Source organism: Cedecea sp. Ae19-4 (genome assembly GCF_059801165.1).
The window spans coordinates 220,437-237,735 of record NZ_JBCHWG010000002.1 but is presented as its reverse complement, the minus strand read 5'-3'; the positions used below and the strand labels follow the sequence as shown (position 1 = coordinate 237,735).

12 protein-coding genes are annotated in these 17,299 nt (G+C 56.2%); 5 read left to right on the top strand and 7 right to left on the bottom strand.

Annotated features, from left to right (window positions below; translation table 11 throughout):
- The first annotated feature begins 44 nt into the window (after positions 1-44).
- Both hypF and AAIE02_RS13865 read left to right on the top strand, forming a co-directional pair.
- A complete protein-coding gene (hypF, locus tag AAIE02_RS13870; protein ID WP_498532784.1) occupies positions 45-2,303 on the top strand; it encodes a carbamoyltransferase HypF in 2,259 nt (752 codons plus the stop codon).
- Positions 2,281-3,303, top strand: coding sequence for a HoxN/HupN/NixA family nickel/cobalt transporter (locus tag AAIE02_RS13865; protein WP_008457672.1), 1,023 nt, complete (start codon positions 2,281-2,283; stop codon positions 3,301-3,303). The genes hypF and AAIE02_RS13865 overlap by 23 nt, the downstream gene beginning before the upstream one ends.
- A gap of 39 nt (positions 3,304-3,342) precedes the next feature.
- On the opposite strand, the gene avtA is transcribed toward AAIE02_RS13865, so the two are convergent.
- The 3 genes from avtA to AAIE02_RS13850 all read right to left on the bottom strand — a co-directional run bounded on the left by avtA (position 3,343) and on the right by AAIE02_RS13850 (position 7,744).
- The gene (gene avtA / locus AAIE02_RS13860) at positions 3,343-4,596 is read right to left on the bottom strand and encodes a valine--pyruvate transaminase (RefSeq protein ID WP_498532783.1); all 1,254 of its coding nucleotides are present in this window, start codon (positions 4,594-4,596) and stop codon (positions 3,343-3,345) included.
- A 243-nt stretch (positions 4,597-4,839) separates the two neighbouring features.
- A complete protein-coding gene (locus AAIE02_RS13855) occupies positions 4,840-6,870 on the bottom strand; it encodes an alpha-amylase (protein WP_498532782.1) in 2,031 nt (676 codons plus the stop codon).
- 118 nt (positions 6,871-6,988) lie between these two features.
- Positions 6,989-7,744 carry a hypothetical protein gene (locus tag AAIE02_RS13850; RefSeq protein ID WP_498532781.1) on the bottom strand — a complete coding sequence of 252 codons (756 nt, stop codon included), beginning with the start codon at positions 7,742-7,744 and terminating at the stop codon, positions 6,989-6,991.
- A 347-nt stretch (positions 7,745-8,091) separates the two neighbouring features.
- Here AAIE02_RS13850 and AAIE02_RS13845 point away from each other — a divergent pair, with 347 nt between their 5' ends.
- Positions 8,092-8,928, top strand: a complete 837-nt coding sequence (locus AAIE02_RS13845) for a protein bax (protein WP_008457665.1) — start codon at positions 8,092-8,094, stop codon at positions 8,926-8,928.
- 60 nt (positions 8,929-8,988) lie between these two features.
- Here the strand turns inward: AAIE02_RS13845 and xylR are convergent, their stop codons facing one another.
- The 4 genes from xylR to xylF all read right to left on the bottom strand — a co-directional run bounded on the left by xylR (position 8,989) and on the right by xylF (position 14,021).
- Positions 8,989-10,167, bottom strand: coding sequence for a D-xylose utilization transcriptional activator XylR (gene xylR, locus AAIE02_RS13840; protein ID WP_498532780.1), 1,179 nt, complete (start codon positions 10,165-10,167; stop codon positions 8,989-8,991).
- 110 nt (positions 10,168-10,277) lie between these two features.
- Complete coding sequence (xylH, locus tag AAIE02_RS13835; protein ID WP_166994892.1) at positions 10,278-11,459, bottom strand: xylose ABC transporter permease XylH; 1,182 nt, start codon at positions 11,457-11,459, stop codon at positions 10,278-10,280.
- Entirely contained in the window at positions 11,437-12,978 is a 1,542-nt protein-coding gene (locus AAIE02_RS13830; protein ID WP_498532779.1) for a xylose ABC transporter ATP-binding protein, read from the bottom strand. Before AAIE02_RS13830 ends, xylH begins: the two co-directional genes overlap by 23 nt.
- Before the next feature lie 50 nt (positions 12,979-13,028).
- Complete coding sequence (xylF, locus tag AAIE02_RS13825; RefSeq protein ID WP_498532778.1) at positions 13,029-14,021, bottom strand: D-xylose ABC transporter substrate-binding protein; 993 nt, start codon at positions 14,019-14,021, stop codon at positions 13,029-13,031.
- Positions 14,022-14,392: 371 nt separating this feature from the next.
- Here xylF and xylA point away from each other — a divergent pair, with 371 nt between their 5' ends.
- Both xylA and xylB read left to right on the top strand, forming a co-directional pair.
- Positions 14,393-15,715, top strand: a complete 1,323-nt coding sequence (gene xylA, locus AAIE02_RS13820; protein ID WP_166994889.1) for a xylose isomerase — start codon at positions 14,393-14,395, stop codon at positions 15,713-15,715.
- 45 nt (positions 15,716-15,760) lie between these two features.
- On the top strand, positions 15,761-17,215 hold the full coding sequence (gene xylB, locus AAIE02_RS13815; protein ID WP_166878887.1) for a xylulokinase: 1,455 nt from the start codon (positions 15,761-15,763) through the stop codon (positions 17,213-17,215).
- The last annotated feature ends 84 nt before the right edge of the window (positions 17,216-17,299 follow it).

Below are 17,299 nucleotides of genomic sequence, written 5' to 3'. Positions count from 1 at the left end.
CTGAACTCGATTTGTCCCCTCTCCCCTCTGGGGAGAGGGCCAGGGTGAGGGGCACCGAACTCCGCATTCGCGGCAAAGTCCAGGGCGTTGGCTTCCGCCCCTTTGTCTGGCAAATCGCACAGCGGCTGAAGCTGATGGGCGATGTCTGCAACGATGGCGAAGGCGTTGTGGTTCGTCTGGTGGCCAACCCGGAAGCGTTTCTGAGCGAACTGCACGAATACTGCCCGCCGCTGGCGCGCATCGACAGCGTGGCGCAGCAGCCAATTTTCTGGGACGTTTTGCCCCAGGACTTTAGCATTCGCCAAAGCGGCCATGGCGCGATGGACACCCAAATCGTACCGGATGCCGCCACCTGCCCGGAATGCCTGCGCGAGCTTAACGATTCGACCGACCGCCGCTACCGCTACCCGTTTATCAACTGCACTCACTGTGGGCCACGTTTCACCATCATCCGGGCGATGCCTTATGACCGTCCGTCCACGGTGATGGCGGCGTTTCCGCTCTGCGCCGCCTGCGAGGAAGAATATCGCAACCCGATGGACAGGCGTTTTCACGCTCAGCCGGTAGCTTGCCCGGACTGCGGGCCGCAGATCTACTGGCAGCAGGGCGCGCAGCGACTGGACGGCGAGCTGGCGGTCGCCCTGGCCGTTGCCGCGCTGCGTGAGGGAAAAATCGTGGCGGTTAAAGGTTTGGGCGGTTTTCACCTTGCCGTGGATGCCCGTAACAATGCCGCCGTTGAACGCCTCCGGGCGCGTAAGCAGCGGCCCGCCAAACCGCTGGCGGTGATGATTGCTACGCCCGAAGGGTTGCCTGATGAGGCCATGGCGCGGCTTGCCACGCCTGCAGCGCCGGTGGTGCTGGTGGCGAGTGATGTTTTGCCTGAGCTGAGCGCTGCCGTGGCGCCGGGGCGAAACGAAACCGGCGTAATGCTGCCCGCTAACCCGCTCCAGCACCTGCTGGTTCAGGACTTTGGTGGCCCGCTGGTGATGACCTCCGGGAACCTCAACGGCAGGCCGCCAGCCATCGACAATGATCAGGCGCTTCAGGATTTGGACAGTATTGCCGACGGTTTTCTGCTGCATAACCGGGACATTCTTCAGCGCATGGACGACTCGGTGATGCGAGCCAGCGGCGAAATGCTGCGCCGTGCGCGAGGTTTTGTGCCGGATGCGCTTCCTTTGCCCGCTGGCTTTAAAGACCTGCCGCCGATTCTGGCGTTGGGGGGCGATCTCAAAAATACCTTCTGCCTGGTTCGCGGCGGGCAGGCGGTGCTGAGTCAGCATTTTGGCGATTTGGCTCAGGAGGGCGTGGAGGCCCAATGGCAAAGCTCGCTGGCGCTGATGAGCGAGATCTACGGCTTTAAGGCAGAGCATGTCGCGCTCGACGCGCATCCTTACTACCGCAGCGCGCAGGTGGGACATGACATGGCGCTTCCTGTTACTGAAGTACTGCATCACCACGCCCACACGGCGGCCTGCCTGGCCGAACACGGCTGGCCGCTGAACGGCGGCAGCGTCATTGCCCTTGTGCTGGACGGCATTGGCTATGGCGAAGCTGGCCAGCTTTGGGGCGGCGAATGCCTGCTGGTGAATTACCGGCGCTGTGTCTCTCTCGGCGGATTGCCGGCCGTGGCGTTGCCGGGGGGAGATCTGGCCGCCGTGCAGCCGTGGCGTAACCTGCTCGCCCAGTGTGAGGCGTTTGTGCCCGGCTGGCAGCGTTATCCCGAAACAGAAGCTGTGCGGGCGCAGGCGTGGCGACCTCTGGCCAAAGCGGTGGCTCGCGGAGTTAATGCTCCACTAGCCTCATCCTGCGGGCGACTGTTTGATGCCGTTGCCACCGCGCTCAACTGTGCGCCTTACCAACAAAGTTATGAAGGCGAAGCCGCCTGTCACCTTGAAGCCCTAGCGCTGGACGCTGGCCCCTGCTCGCACCCTGTCACGCTGCCGTTGGTGAACGGTCATCTCGATCTGGCGGCCTTCTGGCGGCAATGGTTTGGCTGGCAGGGCGAGGCCGGAGCGCGGGCCTGGGCGTTTCACGATGCCCTGGCGAAAGGCCTGTCGGCGCTGGTTCGCCATCATGCCCTGCTCACAGGCGTGACCACCGTGGCCTGCTGCGGTGGCGTGCTGCACAACCGGCTGCTGCGCGAGCGCCTGGCGTTCTATCTCTCCGATTTCACCCCTCTCTTCCCGACGCGGCTTCCCGCCGGTGACGGGGCGCTTTCCCTGGGGCAGGCAGTGGTTGCCGCTGCCCGCTATTTGAATCACCACAAGGATAAAAAAGATGTTAATGCGTGTTCTTCGTGACAACCCGCGCGCCGGCCTGCTGCTGGCGGTTTTAGTGGCTGCTAACTTTGCCGCCTGGGCCTGGGCGCTGGCGGCGTTTAACCACAGCTCGGCGCTGATGGCGGCCAGCCTGTTGGCCTGGTGCTACGGCCTGCGCCACGCGGTAGACGCCGACCATATCGCCGCGATTGATAACGTCACCCGCAAAATGATGCAGCAGGGCAAACGCCCGTTTGGCGTGGGAGCCTGGTTCTCGTTGGGTCACTCCAGCATTGTGATTCTGGCTTCTGTCGCCATTGCAGCTACTGCTGCGGCTTTCCAGCAAAAAATGGACTGGTTCCATGACGTTGGCGGCGTGATCGGCACCGCCGTGTCGGCCTGCTTCCTGCTGGCGATGGCGCTGGTTAACTTGGTCATCCTGCGTGGCGTGTGGCGCAACTTCCGCCAGCTTAAACGCGGTGAACCGCTGGCTGCAGATGCGACGGAAATGACCGGCGGCGGCATGATGAGCTGGCTGTTTAACTCTGTTTTTCGCCTGATCGGCAAAAGCTGGCACATGTACCTGGTCGGCTTCCTGTTCGGCCTCGGCTTTGACACCGCCACCGAAATTGGTGTGTTGGGCATTTCTGCCGCCAGCGCCTCCAGCGGCATGTCCATCTGGTCGATTCTGGTATTCCCGGCGCTGTTTGCCAGCGGCATGGCGCTGGTGGATACCCTCGACAACGTGATTATGGTGGGTGCCTACGGCTGGGCGTTTAACAAACCGCAGCGCAAGCTCTACTACAACATGACGATTACCGGCACTTCTGTGGTGGTGGCGTTGTTTATCGGTGGGCTTGAAGCGCTGGGCCTGCTGGCTGATAAATTCCAGTTAGAGGACGGGATCTGGCAGTGGGTTGGCGCGCTCAACGACAACCTCGGCAACGCCGGATTTGTTGTGGTCGGGCTGTTTATCGCCTGCTGGGGGATTTCGATGCTGAACTACCGCTGGAAAGGCTATGACGCTTTAGTGGTGAGATAAGAAAACGGGGCATTAAGCCCCGTTTTACATTGTTACTCGTTATTCGGCTTCCGCCCAGGCTCGCTCAATCTCTTCAGCCAGGATTTTCACCCCTGCCTCGATCTTTTCCGGCTCCGGGACATAGTTCATGCGCATGCACTGGTGCGTGTGCGGCCACGGCTTGTCCAGCCCCGGGAAGAAGTAATCGCCCGGCACCATCAGCACGCCGCGCTTTTTCAGGCGCTGGTACAGCAGCTCGGTGGTGATCGGCAGGTCTTTAAACCACAACCACAGGAAGATAGCGCCTTCCGGCTTGTGGATCAGGCAGCGTTCCGGCGACAGATAGCGGCGGAGCACGGCGATAGTCTCCTGCACGCGCTGGTAGTAAAACGGCTTGATAACCGTTTCAGACAGGCGCAGCAGATCGTTCCGCTTAATCATTTCGCAGGCCATGGCTGGGCCAATGCCGCCCGGCGCCAGGCTGATAATGCCGTTCATGTTACTGATGGCGGAGATGATTTTCTCGTTAGCGATAATGATCCCACAGCGGCTGCCCGGCAGGCCGAGCTTGGACAGACTCATGCACAGGATGATGTTCGGGTTCCACAGCGGGCGGGCTTCGCTAAAGATGATGCCGGGGAAAGGCACGCCGTAGGCGTTATCGATCACCAGCGGAATGCCGTGCTGGTTCGCCAGCGCGTCCAGCTCCATCAGTTCTTCGTCGGTGATTACGTTGCCGGTCGGGTTCGTCGGGCGAGATACGCAGATCATGCCGGTATCTTCGCCGATATGCAGGTGTTCGAAGTCAACGTGGTACTTAAACTGGCCTTCCGGCAACAGTTCGATGTTCGGACGGGTGGAGACAAACAGCTCTTCTTCCAGTCCGGCATCCGCGTAGCCAATGTACTCCGGCGCCAGCGGGAAGAGCACCTTTTTGGTGCGGCCATCCGCATGACGTCCGGCGAAAAGGTTAAATAAGTAGAAAAATGCACTCTGACTGCCGTTTGTTAGTGCAATATTCTGTGGTTCGATGTCCCAACCCAGTTCATCGCGCAGCATACCGGCAAGCAATTTTAGCAGTTCACTTTTCCCCTGCGGACCGTCGTAGTTGCATAGCGTGTCGGTCAGTTTACCGCTGGCCAGCATCTCGGAAAGCAGCTGCTGGAAGTAGTCGTTCATCGCCGGGATCTGCGCAGGGTTGCCACCGCCAAGCATGATGGCGCCTGGTGTGCGCAGGCCGTCGTTGAGATCCTCCATCAGGCGGGTGATGCCTGCATGGCGGGTGAATTTATCGCCGAAAAGTGAAAACGTCATAACGTGGGTCTGCTGAATACTTTTGAAAAGAGGCTAACCATAGCGCTACAAATAACGCCGTGCAAACCCGGTAAGCATAGCCACTGTTGGCGAATATGCTGTGTGATTTGTGCTGTGCAGCAGGATATGTTGAAGCCGGGCGCTCTTTTCAGGGATGTGGCGTTATTACCCTCACCCTAACCCTCTCCCTCACGGAGAGGGAATAAACCGCTTATTTTCTCCCTTGCTGAGAGGCTTTAACGCCTATGGATTGCCCGCCCACACCACGATCACCTTGTCATCCCCGCTGACCCGGCTAAAGGCATAGCCCTGTTTTACGCTCAACGTGGTTTGTTTTCCTGCGCCGATGGCCTGGTGGCGGGCGCGGAACTGGCTCAGCTTCTGCCAGTGGGCAAGCGTTGTGGCCTGCGGGCCGGTGGCATCCTGCCAGTTCATGTCTGAGCGGGTGCCCTGTAGCGGGTCAGAGCCCGTCGGGCCAAACGGCCTTTGGGTTTCATCCCCGTAGAAAATCTGCACCGCGCCTGGCGTGAGCAGCAACAGCTCCGCCGCTTTTTGTCCACCTTCCCGGAACAGGCGGGTGTCGTGGGAGGAGAGGTAGCTCAGCACGTTGAATTGCTGAAGTTTGTCAGACATTTGCTGCCAGGTCGGGCCAATCGTGGCCAGGCAATCTACGGCTTTGGCCGCCTGTTCCTGATAGTCGAAGTTGATCATCGCGTCGAAGCCGCTGGCGTAGTAGTCGCTTTTCATCACGCCGTGCCCCCAGGCTTCGCCCGTCATCCAGAACGGTGCATCGTCAATTTTTTTGTCCGGGTTGACTTGTTTCCATTCAGCCAATGCCGCGCTGGACTGCGTTTTTAATTGCTCCCAGGCCGCTTTTTCGACGTGTTTTGCCGTATCGACCCTGAAGCCATCAATGCCGTAGTCACGCACCCACTGACTTAGCCAGTGGGTCAGGTAATCGCGAACCGTGTAGCCCGGAATCGCCTTTGCAGCGGTATCCGGCTTGCGGCTGTAAAACGCCGGTAATTCTGCTGGCGCGGTCGCTTCGGTTTTCAAATCGGGCAGGAAGGCGAGCGACATGGTTAAATCGTCAAAGCCGGGATTGTCGTAATCGCCAATATCCGTTCTGATCCAGGCTTTGCCCCACCACTTATCCCACGCGGCCTTGTCGCTGAAGTTGATGTAATCGTTAAAGCTGTGCCAGCTTTGGCCCGGGGCTGGCTTCCAGTCAGTCCAGCGCTCGCCGAGGGTTTTTTTAAGTTCATCACCTTTGAGATAGAGGGCGCCAAACTGGTATGCCTGCATGTCGGCGAGCGTCGCGTATCCGGTGTGATTCATCACGACGTCAAACAGAATGCGGATCCCGCGCTGATGGGCTTCATCCACCAGTCGGCGGAGATCGGCTTCGTTGCCCATGTTGGCATCAAGCTTCGTCCAGTCCTGGGTGTAATAGCCGTGGTAGGCGTAATGCGGGAAATCACCTTTGGTGCCGCCGCCCACCCAGCCGTGAATTTGCTCCAGCGGGGAGCTTATCCAGAGCGCGTTAACGCCAAGCTGCTGCAGGTAATCCAGTTTGCTGGTCAGCCCGGCAAGGTCGCCGCCGTGGAAGGTGCCTATTTCCTGCATGCCGTCTTTATGGCGGCCATAGCTGTGGTCGTTCGCCGGGTTGCCGTTTTCAAAACGGTCGGTGAGAACGAAATAGACCGTCGCATTCTGCCAGCTAAACGGGGCAGGCTTCGCCACAGTGGCAGATTCCAGCAGCAATAAAGCGTCGCTTCCGGCCGCGGGCATCAGCGTGATGTGGCCTTGCTCAACCTGGGCCGTATTCCCGCTGTAGAAATCCCGCACAACCGATCCTTCAGCAAAAGTGCTGCTGACATCGACGTTGAGCGGCTTTCCATCCCATTTCGGGCACTGCGCCATCACTTGCAGGGGCTGACTGCTGGCCTCCGGCTGAAGGGTCAGCATCAGCGTTGGCGTCCCGCTGCGGGTATCTATTTGCGCCTGGTACTCTCCGGCGCGGAAAACCCGCCACGTCGGGGCATCCCCGGCGCAGGGCGTCAGGGACAGAACCTGATTAAGTTTGATGGCCTCTGAGGGCTGCCAGCATTGATTATCCTGCGTCAGCCTGAGGGGAAGGGTACTTTTATCGAGGTCTGTTGCGCTGGTAAACAAGCCCGGATGTGTGGCCTGAAAAGCAGAAAGCCCAGGCGCGTTCCAGCCCGCGAATGCAAGGCAGGGCGTGAACAACAGGCAGAGAGAGAGTCGTGTCATACGCATCATCCAGTGAGGATTTATTGCGCAGTTTGCCATGCCCCTGGAAACATGCGCTCATCCTGCCCGTGTGTTTTACAGGGTGTAGCCGCCGGGGTGAGTGACGGCGTTAACGTTTTTATTTGTTCGTTAACCAGTGGCCGAAGTGGGCGCTCAGCGTGTTGCGGGTGGCGAGCAGCTCATCGATTGTTTTGGTGAGTCTGGCGTTCAGGGTTTCACACTGCTCAAAGCTGTAATGGTTATCGGCGCGCAGATTCTCAAGTTTTTCCTGCAGGATCGCCACTTCCGCTTCCGCTTTGTAGCGCGCTTCCTGCTGGGTTTTAATCAGTTCGTCGGCGGCTTCCAGGCGCTGATGAAGCTCGGCCTTTTCCCGCTGATGTGTCTCCAGCAGCCCGGAGCCGGACTCTTTCTGGCGGTTCAGCAGGCTTTTCAGCTCGTCGATTTCCCGCTGCATCACGCTGCGCACCAGGGCAGATTCTTTCAGGTGCATTTCCTGACTGATATTCAGCGCTTTCTGGAGCTCTGTGACCTGTTTTTCATATCGTTGCAGGCGGGTGGTTGTTTCTACGGTGTTACCCTGAGCGGAGCGCTGCTGGGCTTCTCGCAGCTGGGCAAGCAGGCTGGTGGAGAGTGACTCAGCTTCTCTCAGGCGACGGAGGGTTTCCGGCGAGTCCTGGTAAACCGTTTTGGTTTGTGGCGGTTTTTCACTGATGCGAACAAGATTAACGTTAACTAATGCTGCGCTAACCTCGGCCTGAATTTGCTCTTTATTATGCGCTTTCATACGGTTGCACGCGCTGGCAAGGAAGCTTGCGGCTTCGTTAGTGTTCGCCGTTGCAAAGGCTTTTTTTATCAGGTTCTGCACCAGGCTCATGTTGCCAGTTTTCCTGTATCAAATGTTATTTGAGCGCCTTAACCCCGGTCGTTCCGCCGTCAGGCTATTGCCGCCGCCACCTTAAAAATATAACCAATAATCTCACTCTCTAAATGCGGGAATCATCCTCCGCAGTGCATTTTTTTACTGTGCCGCGAAGTGTGATTAAGCCCCGAATTTTACAATACTTTTTATCACCATAAGAAGTTCATAGGTGACATTGTTTCGGAATAGTACTATTTCTAAAGGTGCTCTGAGCGGTTAATTTTGATATAATTCGCCTCTGTTTTTCTAAAACCTTTTAAAAAATAAGGCACTGGAAACGATCGATCCGACCAGGAGAGCTAATGATATCACCCCCATTTCGACGATTCGGGGCCGCGATACTCATGCTGCTGACCGTGGGCTTTTCAAGTCACGCGCTCGCCAGTAAACATGAGCCTAAATCGCACAGCAAGGCCCATATAACGAAAGTAAGCAGCAAGAAAGCGGTAAGCAGTAAACTGGCAAGTAGTAAAAAAGAGTATTCTCGCAATAGTGAAAATGGTTCGCTTCCTGATTTGCGAAAATACCCTTCCGGGACACCAAGGAAAAAAGCGTTTCTCCGGACGGTCATGCCATATATTACCCGCCAAAATGCAGCGATAACTGCCGACCGTAACTGGTTGATTTCAAAGCAGTACGAAAAGCGCTGGTCGCCGACTGAGCGTGCACGTCTGAAAGAAATTACCCAGCGTTACAAGGTGGCATGGCGCGGCAATACCAACCGTGTGCCGTGGAACAGCCTGCTGGAAAAAGTCGATATCATTCCTACCAATATGGTGGCGACAATGGCAGCGGCGGAAAGCGGCTGGGGCACATCTAAACTTGCCCGCAGCAACAACAATCTGTTTGGCATGAAGTGCACCAAGCGCCATTGCAACAGCGAGCCCGGTAAAGTGAAAGGTTACCTGCATTACGGCTCTGTGAATGAAGGCGTGAATGCTTACGTCGCTAACCTGAATACCCATCCGGCCTATTCTTCGTTCCGTAAAGAGCGTGCCAAGCTGCGCAAAGCGGATCAGGAAGTGACGGCTAATAATATGATTCACAAGCTGAAAGGGTATTCGGCGAAAGGCTCAAGCTATAATAACTTCCTGTTCGCGATGTATCAGAGCAACCAGCGTTTAATGCTGCCGAATTAATTTTCATTGCCTGAATGAAATAAACAATGCCCTCTTCGGAGGGCATTGTTATTTAGAGGTTTAAACTAAAATTTCGCTAAAGCGATCGCGGTGTTCTTTTGGCGTGGCGTCATACTCTTTTTTAAATACCGAATAGAAATATTGCAAAGACGGGTAGCCGCACATCTGTGATATTTCATTGATAGATAAAGAAGTTGAAATCAGTAGGCTGCGCGCTTTTTCCAGTTTTTCGGCGTGGATTACCGCGTGAATCGTCTCGCCGACCTCTTCTTTAAAACGTTTCTCCAGGTTCGAACGTGAGATCCCGACCGCATCCAGCACTTGTTCGACCTTGATCCCTTTGCAGGCGTGATTGCGGATGTAGTGCATCGCCTGGATTACCGCCGGGTCATGCAGCGAGCGATAATCCGTGGAGCGGCGTTCCACAACCCTCACCGGCGGCACTAGCACACGCTGGAGCGGCAGGATTTCGCTGTCCAGCAGGCGGTGTAGCAGTTTGGCGGCCTGGTAGCCCATCTGACGCGTACCCTGCGCTACTGACGAAAGCGCGACCCGCGATAAATAACGGGTCAGCTCCTCGTTATCGATGCCGATAACGCAAAGCTTTTCCGGGACGGGGATATGCAGGTGCTCGCAGACTTGCAGCAGGTGTCGGGCTCGGGCGTCCGTGACCGCAATAATGCCGGTTTGCGGCGGCAGCGTTTGTACCCAGTCCGCCAGGCGGTTTTGGGCGTGCTGCCAGTTTTCTGGTGCCGTTTCTATGCCCTGATAAACCACGCCCCGGTACTTTTCCTTCGCAACCAATTGACGAAAAGCGTGCTCTCGTTCGGCCGCCCAACGTTTGCCGCTCGAGCCGGGCAACCCATAAAACGCAAAACGCTGCACGCCTTTCTCCTTCAGGTGCAGGAAGGCGCTTTCCACCAGCGCGTAGTTGTCGGTCGCGATGTAATGCACTGCGGGATAGTGCTCCGGCGTGTGGTAGGAGCCACCGACGCCGACAATCGGGACTTCGGCGCCTTCCAGCAAGTGTTCAATCTCCCGATCGTCAAAATCGGCAATCACGCCGTCGCCCAGCCACTCTTTGATATTATCGATCCGGGCGCGAAAGTCCTCTTCGATAAAAATGTCCCATTCTGACTGAGAGGCCTGCAAATATTCCCCCACGCCTTCGACTACCTGACGGTCATAGACTTTATTGGCGTTGAATAGCAGCGTAATGCGATGACGTTTCTCAAACATGCCGATAGTTTCCCGTAGCTAACCAGATGTCTGCATATCACAGCCGCGAGCGAGCCGGGGAACGCCACCCCGGCATTGTGATCGTTTGCACGTTTTGCCCGCCAGGCACATTACGCCCGGCGTTTGGTCGCAGAATCCATCCATACCGCGAGCAGCAAAATGGCACCTTTCACTATGTACTGCCAGAAGGTCGGGACGTCCATCATGCTCATGCCGTTGTCGAGCGAAGCCATAATAAATGCCCCCATCACCGCACCGGCAACGCTGCCGATACCACCCGCCAGGCTGGTTCCACCAATAACACAGGCGGCAATGGCATCCAATTCGGCGATGTTCCCGGCGGAAGGTGAGCCTGCTCCGAGGCGCGAGCTAAGAATCAGCCCGGCAATCGCCACCATCAGGCCGTTTATAGCAAACACCGCTAGCTTGGTACGCTCAACGTTGATTCCCGAAAGGCGCGCAGCATCAATATTGCCGCCGATGGCGTAGATGCGGCGGCCAAACGCAGTTCGGGTAGCCATAAACATCCCGGCGAGCAGCAGCAGCGCAAGGATCAGTACCGGCGTGGGAACGCCGCGATAGTCGTTCAACAGCCAGATGGCGCCGAGTACGATCACGGCGGTGATTGCCTGGCGGCCAACAACGCCACCCGACGCGGGCGCGGCAAGGCCCAGAGCCTGACGGCGAATGCGTAGCCGCCATTGCCAGGCAATAAAGCCCATCAAACCGATAACGCCAACGGTAAAGCCAATGCCGTCTGACAGGTAGCTTTGCCCGATTTGCGACATGGCTCCGCTGGTAGGTGACACGGTGGTGCCATTGGTGATGCCGATTAAAATTCCCCGAAACGCCAGCATGCCCGCGAGCGTGACGATAAACGACGGCACTTTGCGATAGGCAATCCACCATCCGTTCCATGCCCCGAGAACCAGGCCCAGGGCCAGCGTGACAACAATCGTGAGCGGCAGAGGCCAGCCGAGCCAGACGTCAAAAATGGCCGCTACGCCGCCCAGAAGACCCATCATTGAGCCAACCGAGAGGTCGATTTCAGCCGAAATAATGACGAACACCATGCCCACCGCGAGGATGCCGGTAATGGCCGTTTGCCGAAGGAGGTTGGAGACGTTGCGGGCGCTCAGGTAAGCGCCGTCCGTTTGCCACGTAAAGAACAGCATGATGACCAGGATGGCGGCAATCATGACAAAAACCTGCAAATTCAGCGATTTTAATGCCCCAACGGAGGCGCGGCCTGGTGCCGTCAGTTTCATTTCAGACAAATTGCTTTTCGACATGGGGGTCACTCCTCAGGGCGGCTTCCATGACCTTTTCCTGGGTCAGATTATGGTTAATCAAATCGGCTTTAATGCGGCCTTCGTGCATCACCAGTACGCGATCGCTCAGGCCGAGCACTTCCGGTAGTTCAGAGGAGATGACAATGACGGCGATCCCCTGCTGCACCAGTTGATTGATAAGTTTGTAGATCTCGTATTTCGCGCCAATGTCGATGCCTCGAGTGGGTTCATCGAGTATCAGGATGCGCGGATTGAGCAGCAGGCAGCGGGCAAGAATTGCTTTTTGCTGGTTCCCACCGCTCAGGCGGCCAATCGCCAGGCTGGGCGATGACGTTTTGACTTTCAGGCGTGTCAGCGACTGCAGCATGCAGTGCTGCTCTTGCGCTTCATCCAGGCTGCTTAGTGCGCCAGTAAACTGACTCAATGCGGCAAGCGTGATGTTTTGCCCCACGGCCATGACCGGCACGATGCCGTCCTTCTTACGATCTTCCGGCACCATGGCGATGCCGTGAGCGATAGCCTGCTGACAGTTATTGATATGAACCTGCTGCCCGTCGATGTAGATCTTTCCTTCCCAGCGCCCCTGCCAAACGCCAAACAGACACTGCACCGCCTCGGTTCTTCCGGCCCCGACCAAACCGGCAATGCCCAGGATTTCCCCTTTTCGCAGAGAAAAAGAGGCATCGTTGACCCGCTTGATGTGCCGGTTGACCGGGTGCCATGCGGTCAGGTGTTCGACGCGCAGGATCTCATCGCCGGTTTGGTGTGGTTCGCTGGGGTACAGCGCCGTCAGTTCCCGGCCAACCATCATGGTGATGATATCGTCCTCGCTCATCTGCTTAGCTTCGCGGGTGCCGATGGGCTGCCCGTCGCGAATCACGCAGATGGTGTCGGAAATGGCTTTGACTTCATTGAGCTTGTGGGAGATATAAATACAGGCGATGCCGTGCGCCTGCAGATCGCGAATTATCCTGAGCAGTACGGCGGTTTCCTGCTCGGTGAGCGAAGCGGTGGGTTCGTCCAGAATCAGCAACCGCACCTGCTTGTTCAGCGCCTTCGCGATCTCAACCAATTGCTGCTGCCCCAGTCCTAAATCTCCTACGCGAGTTTCCGGGGAGAGCGTAAGGTTCACCTGGGCAAGCAGCTTCTGGCAGCGTAACGTCATGGCATCGAAGTCGAGCAGGCCGTGGCGCGTAATTTCTACGCCGAGGAAGATGTTTTCCAGCACCGTAAGATGCTTCACCAGCGCCAGTTCCTGATGAATGATGGCGATGCCTTTGCGCTCAGTGTCGCGAATATGACTCGCCTGCAGCGGCTCACCGGCAAACCAGATCTCACCTTCATAGCTGCCGTGAGGGTAAATACCACACAGCACTTTCATCAGCGTGGATTTGCCCGAGCCATTTTCACCGCACAGCGACATCACTTCTCCAGCGTCCAGGGCCAGACTCACGTTATCCACGGCTTTTACTTGCCCAAAGGATTTGGTGATGTTTTTCATTTCCAACAAATGAGGCATAAGGCTCCTCCTGGTGAAAGAGAAGGCCCGCGTATGCGCAGGCCCGGTGGCTACAGATCGCTCTTTTTGTGGAAACCGTCGGCAATGACGGTGCTGTCGATATTGGTTTTTTCCACCTCAATAGGCGTCAGGAGGCGGGAGGGAACATCTTTCAGGCCATTATTTAATGTGGCATCTGCGACTGGTTGTTTACCTTCCCCCAGCTCGACGGCAATTTCGGCGGCGGTATCTGCCAGTTTGGTAATAGGTTTATAGACGGTCATTGTTTGGGTACCGGCAATAATGCGCTTAATGCCCGCGAGATCGGCATCCTGACCTGAAATAGCCACTTTCCCCGCCAGCCCCTGCGCGCTAAGCGCCTGAATTGCACCGCCCGCAGTGGCGTCGTTGGAGGCGACAACGGCATCAATCTTGTTATTGTTCGCGGTCAGGGCATTTTCCATAATTTTCAGCGCGTTTTCCGGCAGCCAGCCGTCAACCCACTGATCGCCGACGACTTTAATTTTTCCATCGTCGATATAAGGCTTTAATACTTTCATCTGCCCGGCGCGGAATAATTTCGCATTATTATCCACCGGCGAACCGCCCATTAAGAAGTAATTCCCCTGCGGCACTTTACTCACAATGCTTTTTGCTTGTAATTCACCGACTTTTTCATTGTCGAAAGAAATATAAAAATCAATGTCAGCATTATTAATCATGCGGTCGTAGGCGAGCACTTTAATGCTTTCGCGTTTAGCTTCTGCAACCACGTTACTTAATACCTGGCCGTTGTAGGGGATAACCACTAATACATCAACGCCGCGGTTAATCATATTTTCAATTTGCGACATCTGGGTTTCTTCGTTGCCATTAGCGGACTGGACAAAAACTTTCGCCCCCAACGATTCCGCTTTTTTCACAAAAATATCGCGATCTTTTTGCCAGCGCTCCAGACGAAGGTCGTCAATCGCCATACCGATTTTCACTTCTTTTGCGATGCCGCTTACGCTGGTCAGGATAAGTGAGGCGCATAGCGTAACTAAGATGTTCTTTATCTTCATGTTATTTACCTGTAGGGGGAAAGTGGCTTATCGGAATAAAGAGTGATTCATATCAGCAGACGGTTTGAATTGTTATCGTTCATGGAGAAAGCATCAATTACTGATTTTTATCTTCGCGTTATGTTTTTTTGTTTAATCGTAAAATTATGATGGCGATCTGATTTCATATTGAATGACCAGCCTGTTGCACTAATTTATGGAAGCAGTTACGCGATGTTTATTTATTATTTTATTCTTTTTTTGCGAGGTGACGCACATTTGAGTATTCTCTCAATCCCAGAGTGAAATAACGTAATTGAGCAACCGTCAGGGAAAACTCAGGATGAGCTGACCAGCTATCCTGCCGCAGTTTTCTGATGACGGAGTTAACTATGCAAGCTTATTTCGACCAACTCGATCGCGTGCGTTTTGAAGGCCCTAAAACCACCAACCCACTGGCGTTTCGTCACTACAATCCGGATGCATTAATTCTTGGAAAACGCATGGAAGAGCACCTGCGTTTTGCGGCCTGCTACTGGCACACATTCTGCTGGACGGGCGCGGATATGTTCGGCGTGGGTGCTTTCGAACGTCCGTGGCAGCAGGCCGGAGACGCTATGGCGCTTGCGAAGCGCAAGGCCGACGTGGCGTTTGAGTTTTTCCAGAAACTGGGCGTGCCGTATTACTGTTTTCATGATGTTGACGTGTCGCCTGAAGGCTCGTCGCTTAAGGAATATCTGAACAATTTTGCACAGATGACGGAAGTCCTGGCGCAAAAACAACAGGACAGCGGCGTGAAGCTGCTGTGGGGCACGGCTAACTGCTTTACCCACCCCCGCTACGGCGCTGGGGCAGCAACGAATCCCGATCCCGAAGTGTTTACCTGGGCGGCGACGCAAGTCGTGACGGCAATGAACGCCACGCATCAACTGGGCGGGGAAAACTATGTGCTATGGGGCGGGCGTGAAGGGTATGAAACCCTGCTGAATACCGACCTGCGGCAGGAGCGCGAGCAAATCGGGCGCTTTATGCAAATGGTCGTTGAGCACAAGCATAAAATCGGCTTCCGTGGCGCGTTGCTTATCGAACCGAAGCCGCAGGAACCGACCAAGCATCAGTACGATTACGACGTGGCGACGGTCTACGGCTTCCTGAAGCAGTTTGGTCTCGAAAAAGAGATAAAGGTTAACATTGAGGCTAACCACGCGACGCTCGCCGGTCACTCATTCCACCACGAAATCGCCAGCGCGATTGCACTGGGTATTTTTGGCTCGGTGGATGCTAACCGGGGCGATCCGCAGCTGGGCTGGGATACCGATCAGTTCCCGAACAGCGTCGAGGAAAATGCGCTGGTGATGTATGAGATCCTGAAAGCTGGCGGGTTCACGACGGGTGGCCTGAACTTTGACGCCAAAGTGCGCCGCCAGAGTACCGACAAATATGACCTGTTTTATGGTCATATCGGCGCCATGGATACGATGGCGCTGGCGCTGAAAGTGGCTGCCCGCATGGTTGAAGACGGCGAGCTTGATAAACGTGTCGCCAAACGCTACGCCGGGTGGAATAGTGAGCTGGGCCAGCAAATTCTTAAAGGGCAGATATCGCTCACGCAGCTGGCGCAGTACGCTGAGCAGCACAAGCTGGCCCCGCAGCATCAAAGCGGGCATCAGGAGCGGCTGGAAAACCTGATTAACCACTATTTGTTCGATAACTAAACTTGTCTGCGCCGCTGAAAAGCGGCGCGATATTAAGGAGCTACCATGTATATCGGCATCGATCTTGGCACCTCAGGCGTGAAGGCGATCCTGCTCAGTGAAGCAGGTGAGGTGATGGCTACATGCAGCGAGCCGCTGACTGTATCCCGGCCTCATTCCCTGTGGTCCGAGCAAGATCCCGAACACTGGTGGCAGGCAACGGACCGTGCAATGCGGGCGTTGGGCGTGAAACATGCACTCAGCGGTGTAAAGGCGATTGGGCTTGCGGGTCAGATGCATGGGGCAACGTTGCTGGACAGCAAACAGCGCGTACTCCGCCCGGCTATCCTTTGGAACGATGGCCGCAGCGGCGAGGAATGTGCGTTGCTGGAGAGCAACGTAGAAGAAGCAAGAGCGATAACCGGCAATCTGATGATGCCCGGCTTTACCGCGCCTAAGCTTTTGTGGGTCGAGCGTCATGAGCCTGAGATCTTTGCGCAAATTAATAACGTGCTGCTGCCGAAGGATTATCTGCGTCTGAGAATGACCGGAGAATTCGCCAGTGACATGTCCGATGCGGCAGGCACGATGTGGCTGGATGTCGCTAAGCGCGACTGGAGTGACACGATGCTCGACGCCTGCCGTCTTTCCCGGCGGCACATGCCTGAATTGTTTGAGGGCAGTGAAATAACCGGTGTACTAACGCGAGAAGTTGCAGAGGCCTGGAAAATGCCTGCTGTGCCCGTTGTGGCTGGCGGGGGTGACAATGCCGCAGGGGCTATTGGCGTCGGCATGGTTGATGCCGGACAGGCAATGCTATCGCTCGGGACATCCGGGGTTTATTTTGCCGTCAGCGACGGTTTCCGCAGCAGGCCGGAAAGTGCAGTACACAGTTTTTGCCATGCGTTACCTAACCGCTGGCATTTGATGTCGGTGATGCTCAGCGCGGCCTCCTGTCTTGACTGGGCAGCTAAACTCACTGGCCTCGGCAGCGTACCGGCTCTACTGGCGGCGGCGGAACAGGCAAATCAGGACGCCGGTGTGGTTTGGTTCCTGCCTTATCTTTCCGGGGAGCGTACGCCGCATAATAACCCGCAGGCTAAAGGCACCTTTTTTGGTCTGACCCATCAGCACGGCCCCGCCGAGCTTGCCCGTGCGGTGCTGGAAGGCGTGGGCTACGCGCTGGCGGACGGCATGGACGTTGTGCACGAATGCGGTATTACGCCGGACAGCGTCACGCTGATTGGCGGCGGCGCACGTAGCCCGTACTGGCGGCAAATGCTGGCGGATATCAGCGGCCAGGTGCTGGATTACCGCACCGGCGGCGACGTTGGGCCCGCGCTTGGGGCGGCGCGCCTGGCGCAAATCGCGCTCTCACCGGGCCAGCCTTTACAGACTCTGTTACCTCAGCCGCCGCTGGAGCAAAGGCATCAGCCTGATTTGGCTCGCCATCAGCGCTATGCCGGGCGGCGCCAGGTCTTTAACCAGATTTATCAGCAGCTGCTGCCGCTGATGTCCTGAGTGTCGTGTTCACTTTCCCCTCACCTTATTCCTCCCCTCAAGGTGGCAAGGGGGATCACAAGCTAAGGTTGGCATGATTTATTC

Excerpts from the sequence above, each read along its gene's own strand:
- xylB (WP_166878887.1), top strand. The coding sequence starts at position 15,761 with ATGTATATCGGCATCGATCTTGGCACCTCAGGCGTGAAGGCGATCCTG.
- AAIE02_RS13865 (WP_008457672.1), top strand. The coding sequence starts at position 2,281 with ATGTTAATGCGTGTTCTTCGTGACAACCCGCGCGCCGGCCTGCTGCTG.
- AAIE02_RS13850 (WP_498532781.1), bottom strand. The coding sequence starts at position 7,744 with ATGAGCCTGGTGCAGAACCTGATAAAAAAAGCCTTTGCAACGGCGAAC.
- avtA (WP_498532783.1), bottom strand. The coding sequence starts at position 4,596 with ATGACGTTTTCACTTTTCGGCGATAAATTCACCCGCCATGCAGGCATC.
- xylA (WP_166994889.1), top strand. The coding sequence starts at position 14,393 with ATGCAAGCTTATTTCGACCAACTCGATCGCGTGCGTTTTGAAGGCCCT.
- xylF (WP_498532778.1), bottom strand. The coding sequence starts at position 14,021 with ATGAAGATAAAGAACATCTTAGTTACGCTATGCGCCTCACTTATCCTG.
- xylH (WP_166994892.1), bottom strand. The coding sequence starts at position 11,459 with ATGTCGAAAAGCAATTTGTCTGAAATGAAACTGACGGCACCAGGCCGC.
- AAIE02_RS13830 (WP_498532779.1), bottom strand. The coding sequence starts at position 12,978 with ATGCCTCATTTGTTGGAAATGAAAAACATCACCAAATCCTTTGGGCAA.
- AAIE02_RS13845 (WP_008457665.1), top strand. The coding sequence starts at position 8,092 with ATGATATCACCCCCATTTCGACGATTCGGGGCCGCGATACTCATGCTG.
- AAIE02_RS13855 (WP_498532782.1), bottom strand. The coding sequence starts at position 6,870 with ATGACACGACTCTCTCTCTGCCTGTTGTTCACGCCCTGCCTTGCATTC.
- xylR (WP_498532780.1), bottom strand. The coding sequence starts at position 10,167 with ATGTTTGAGAAACGTCATCGCATTACGCTGCTATTCAACGCCAATAAA.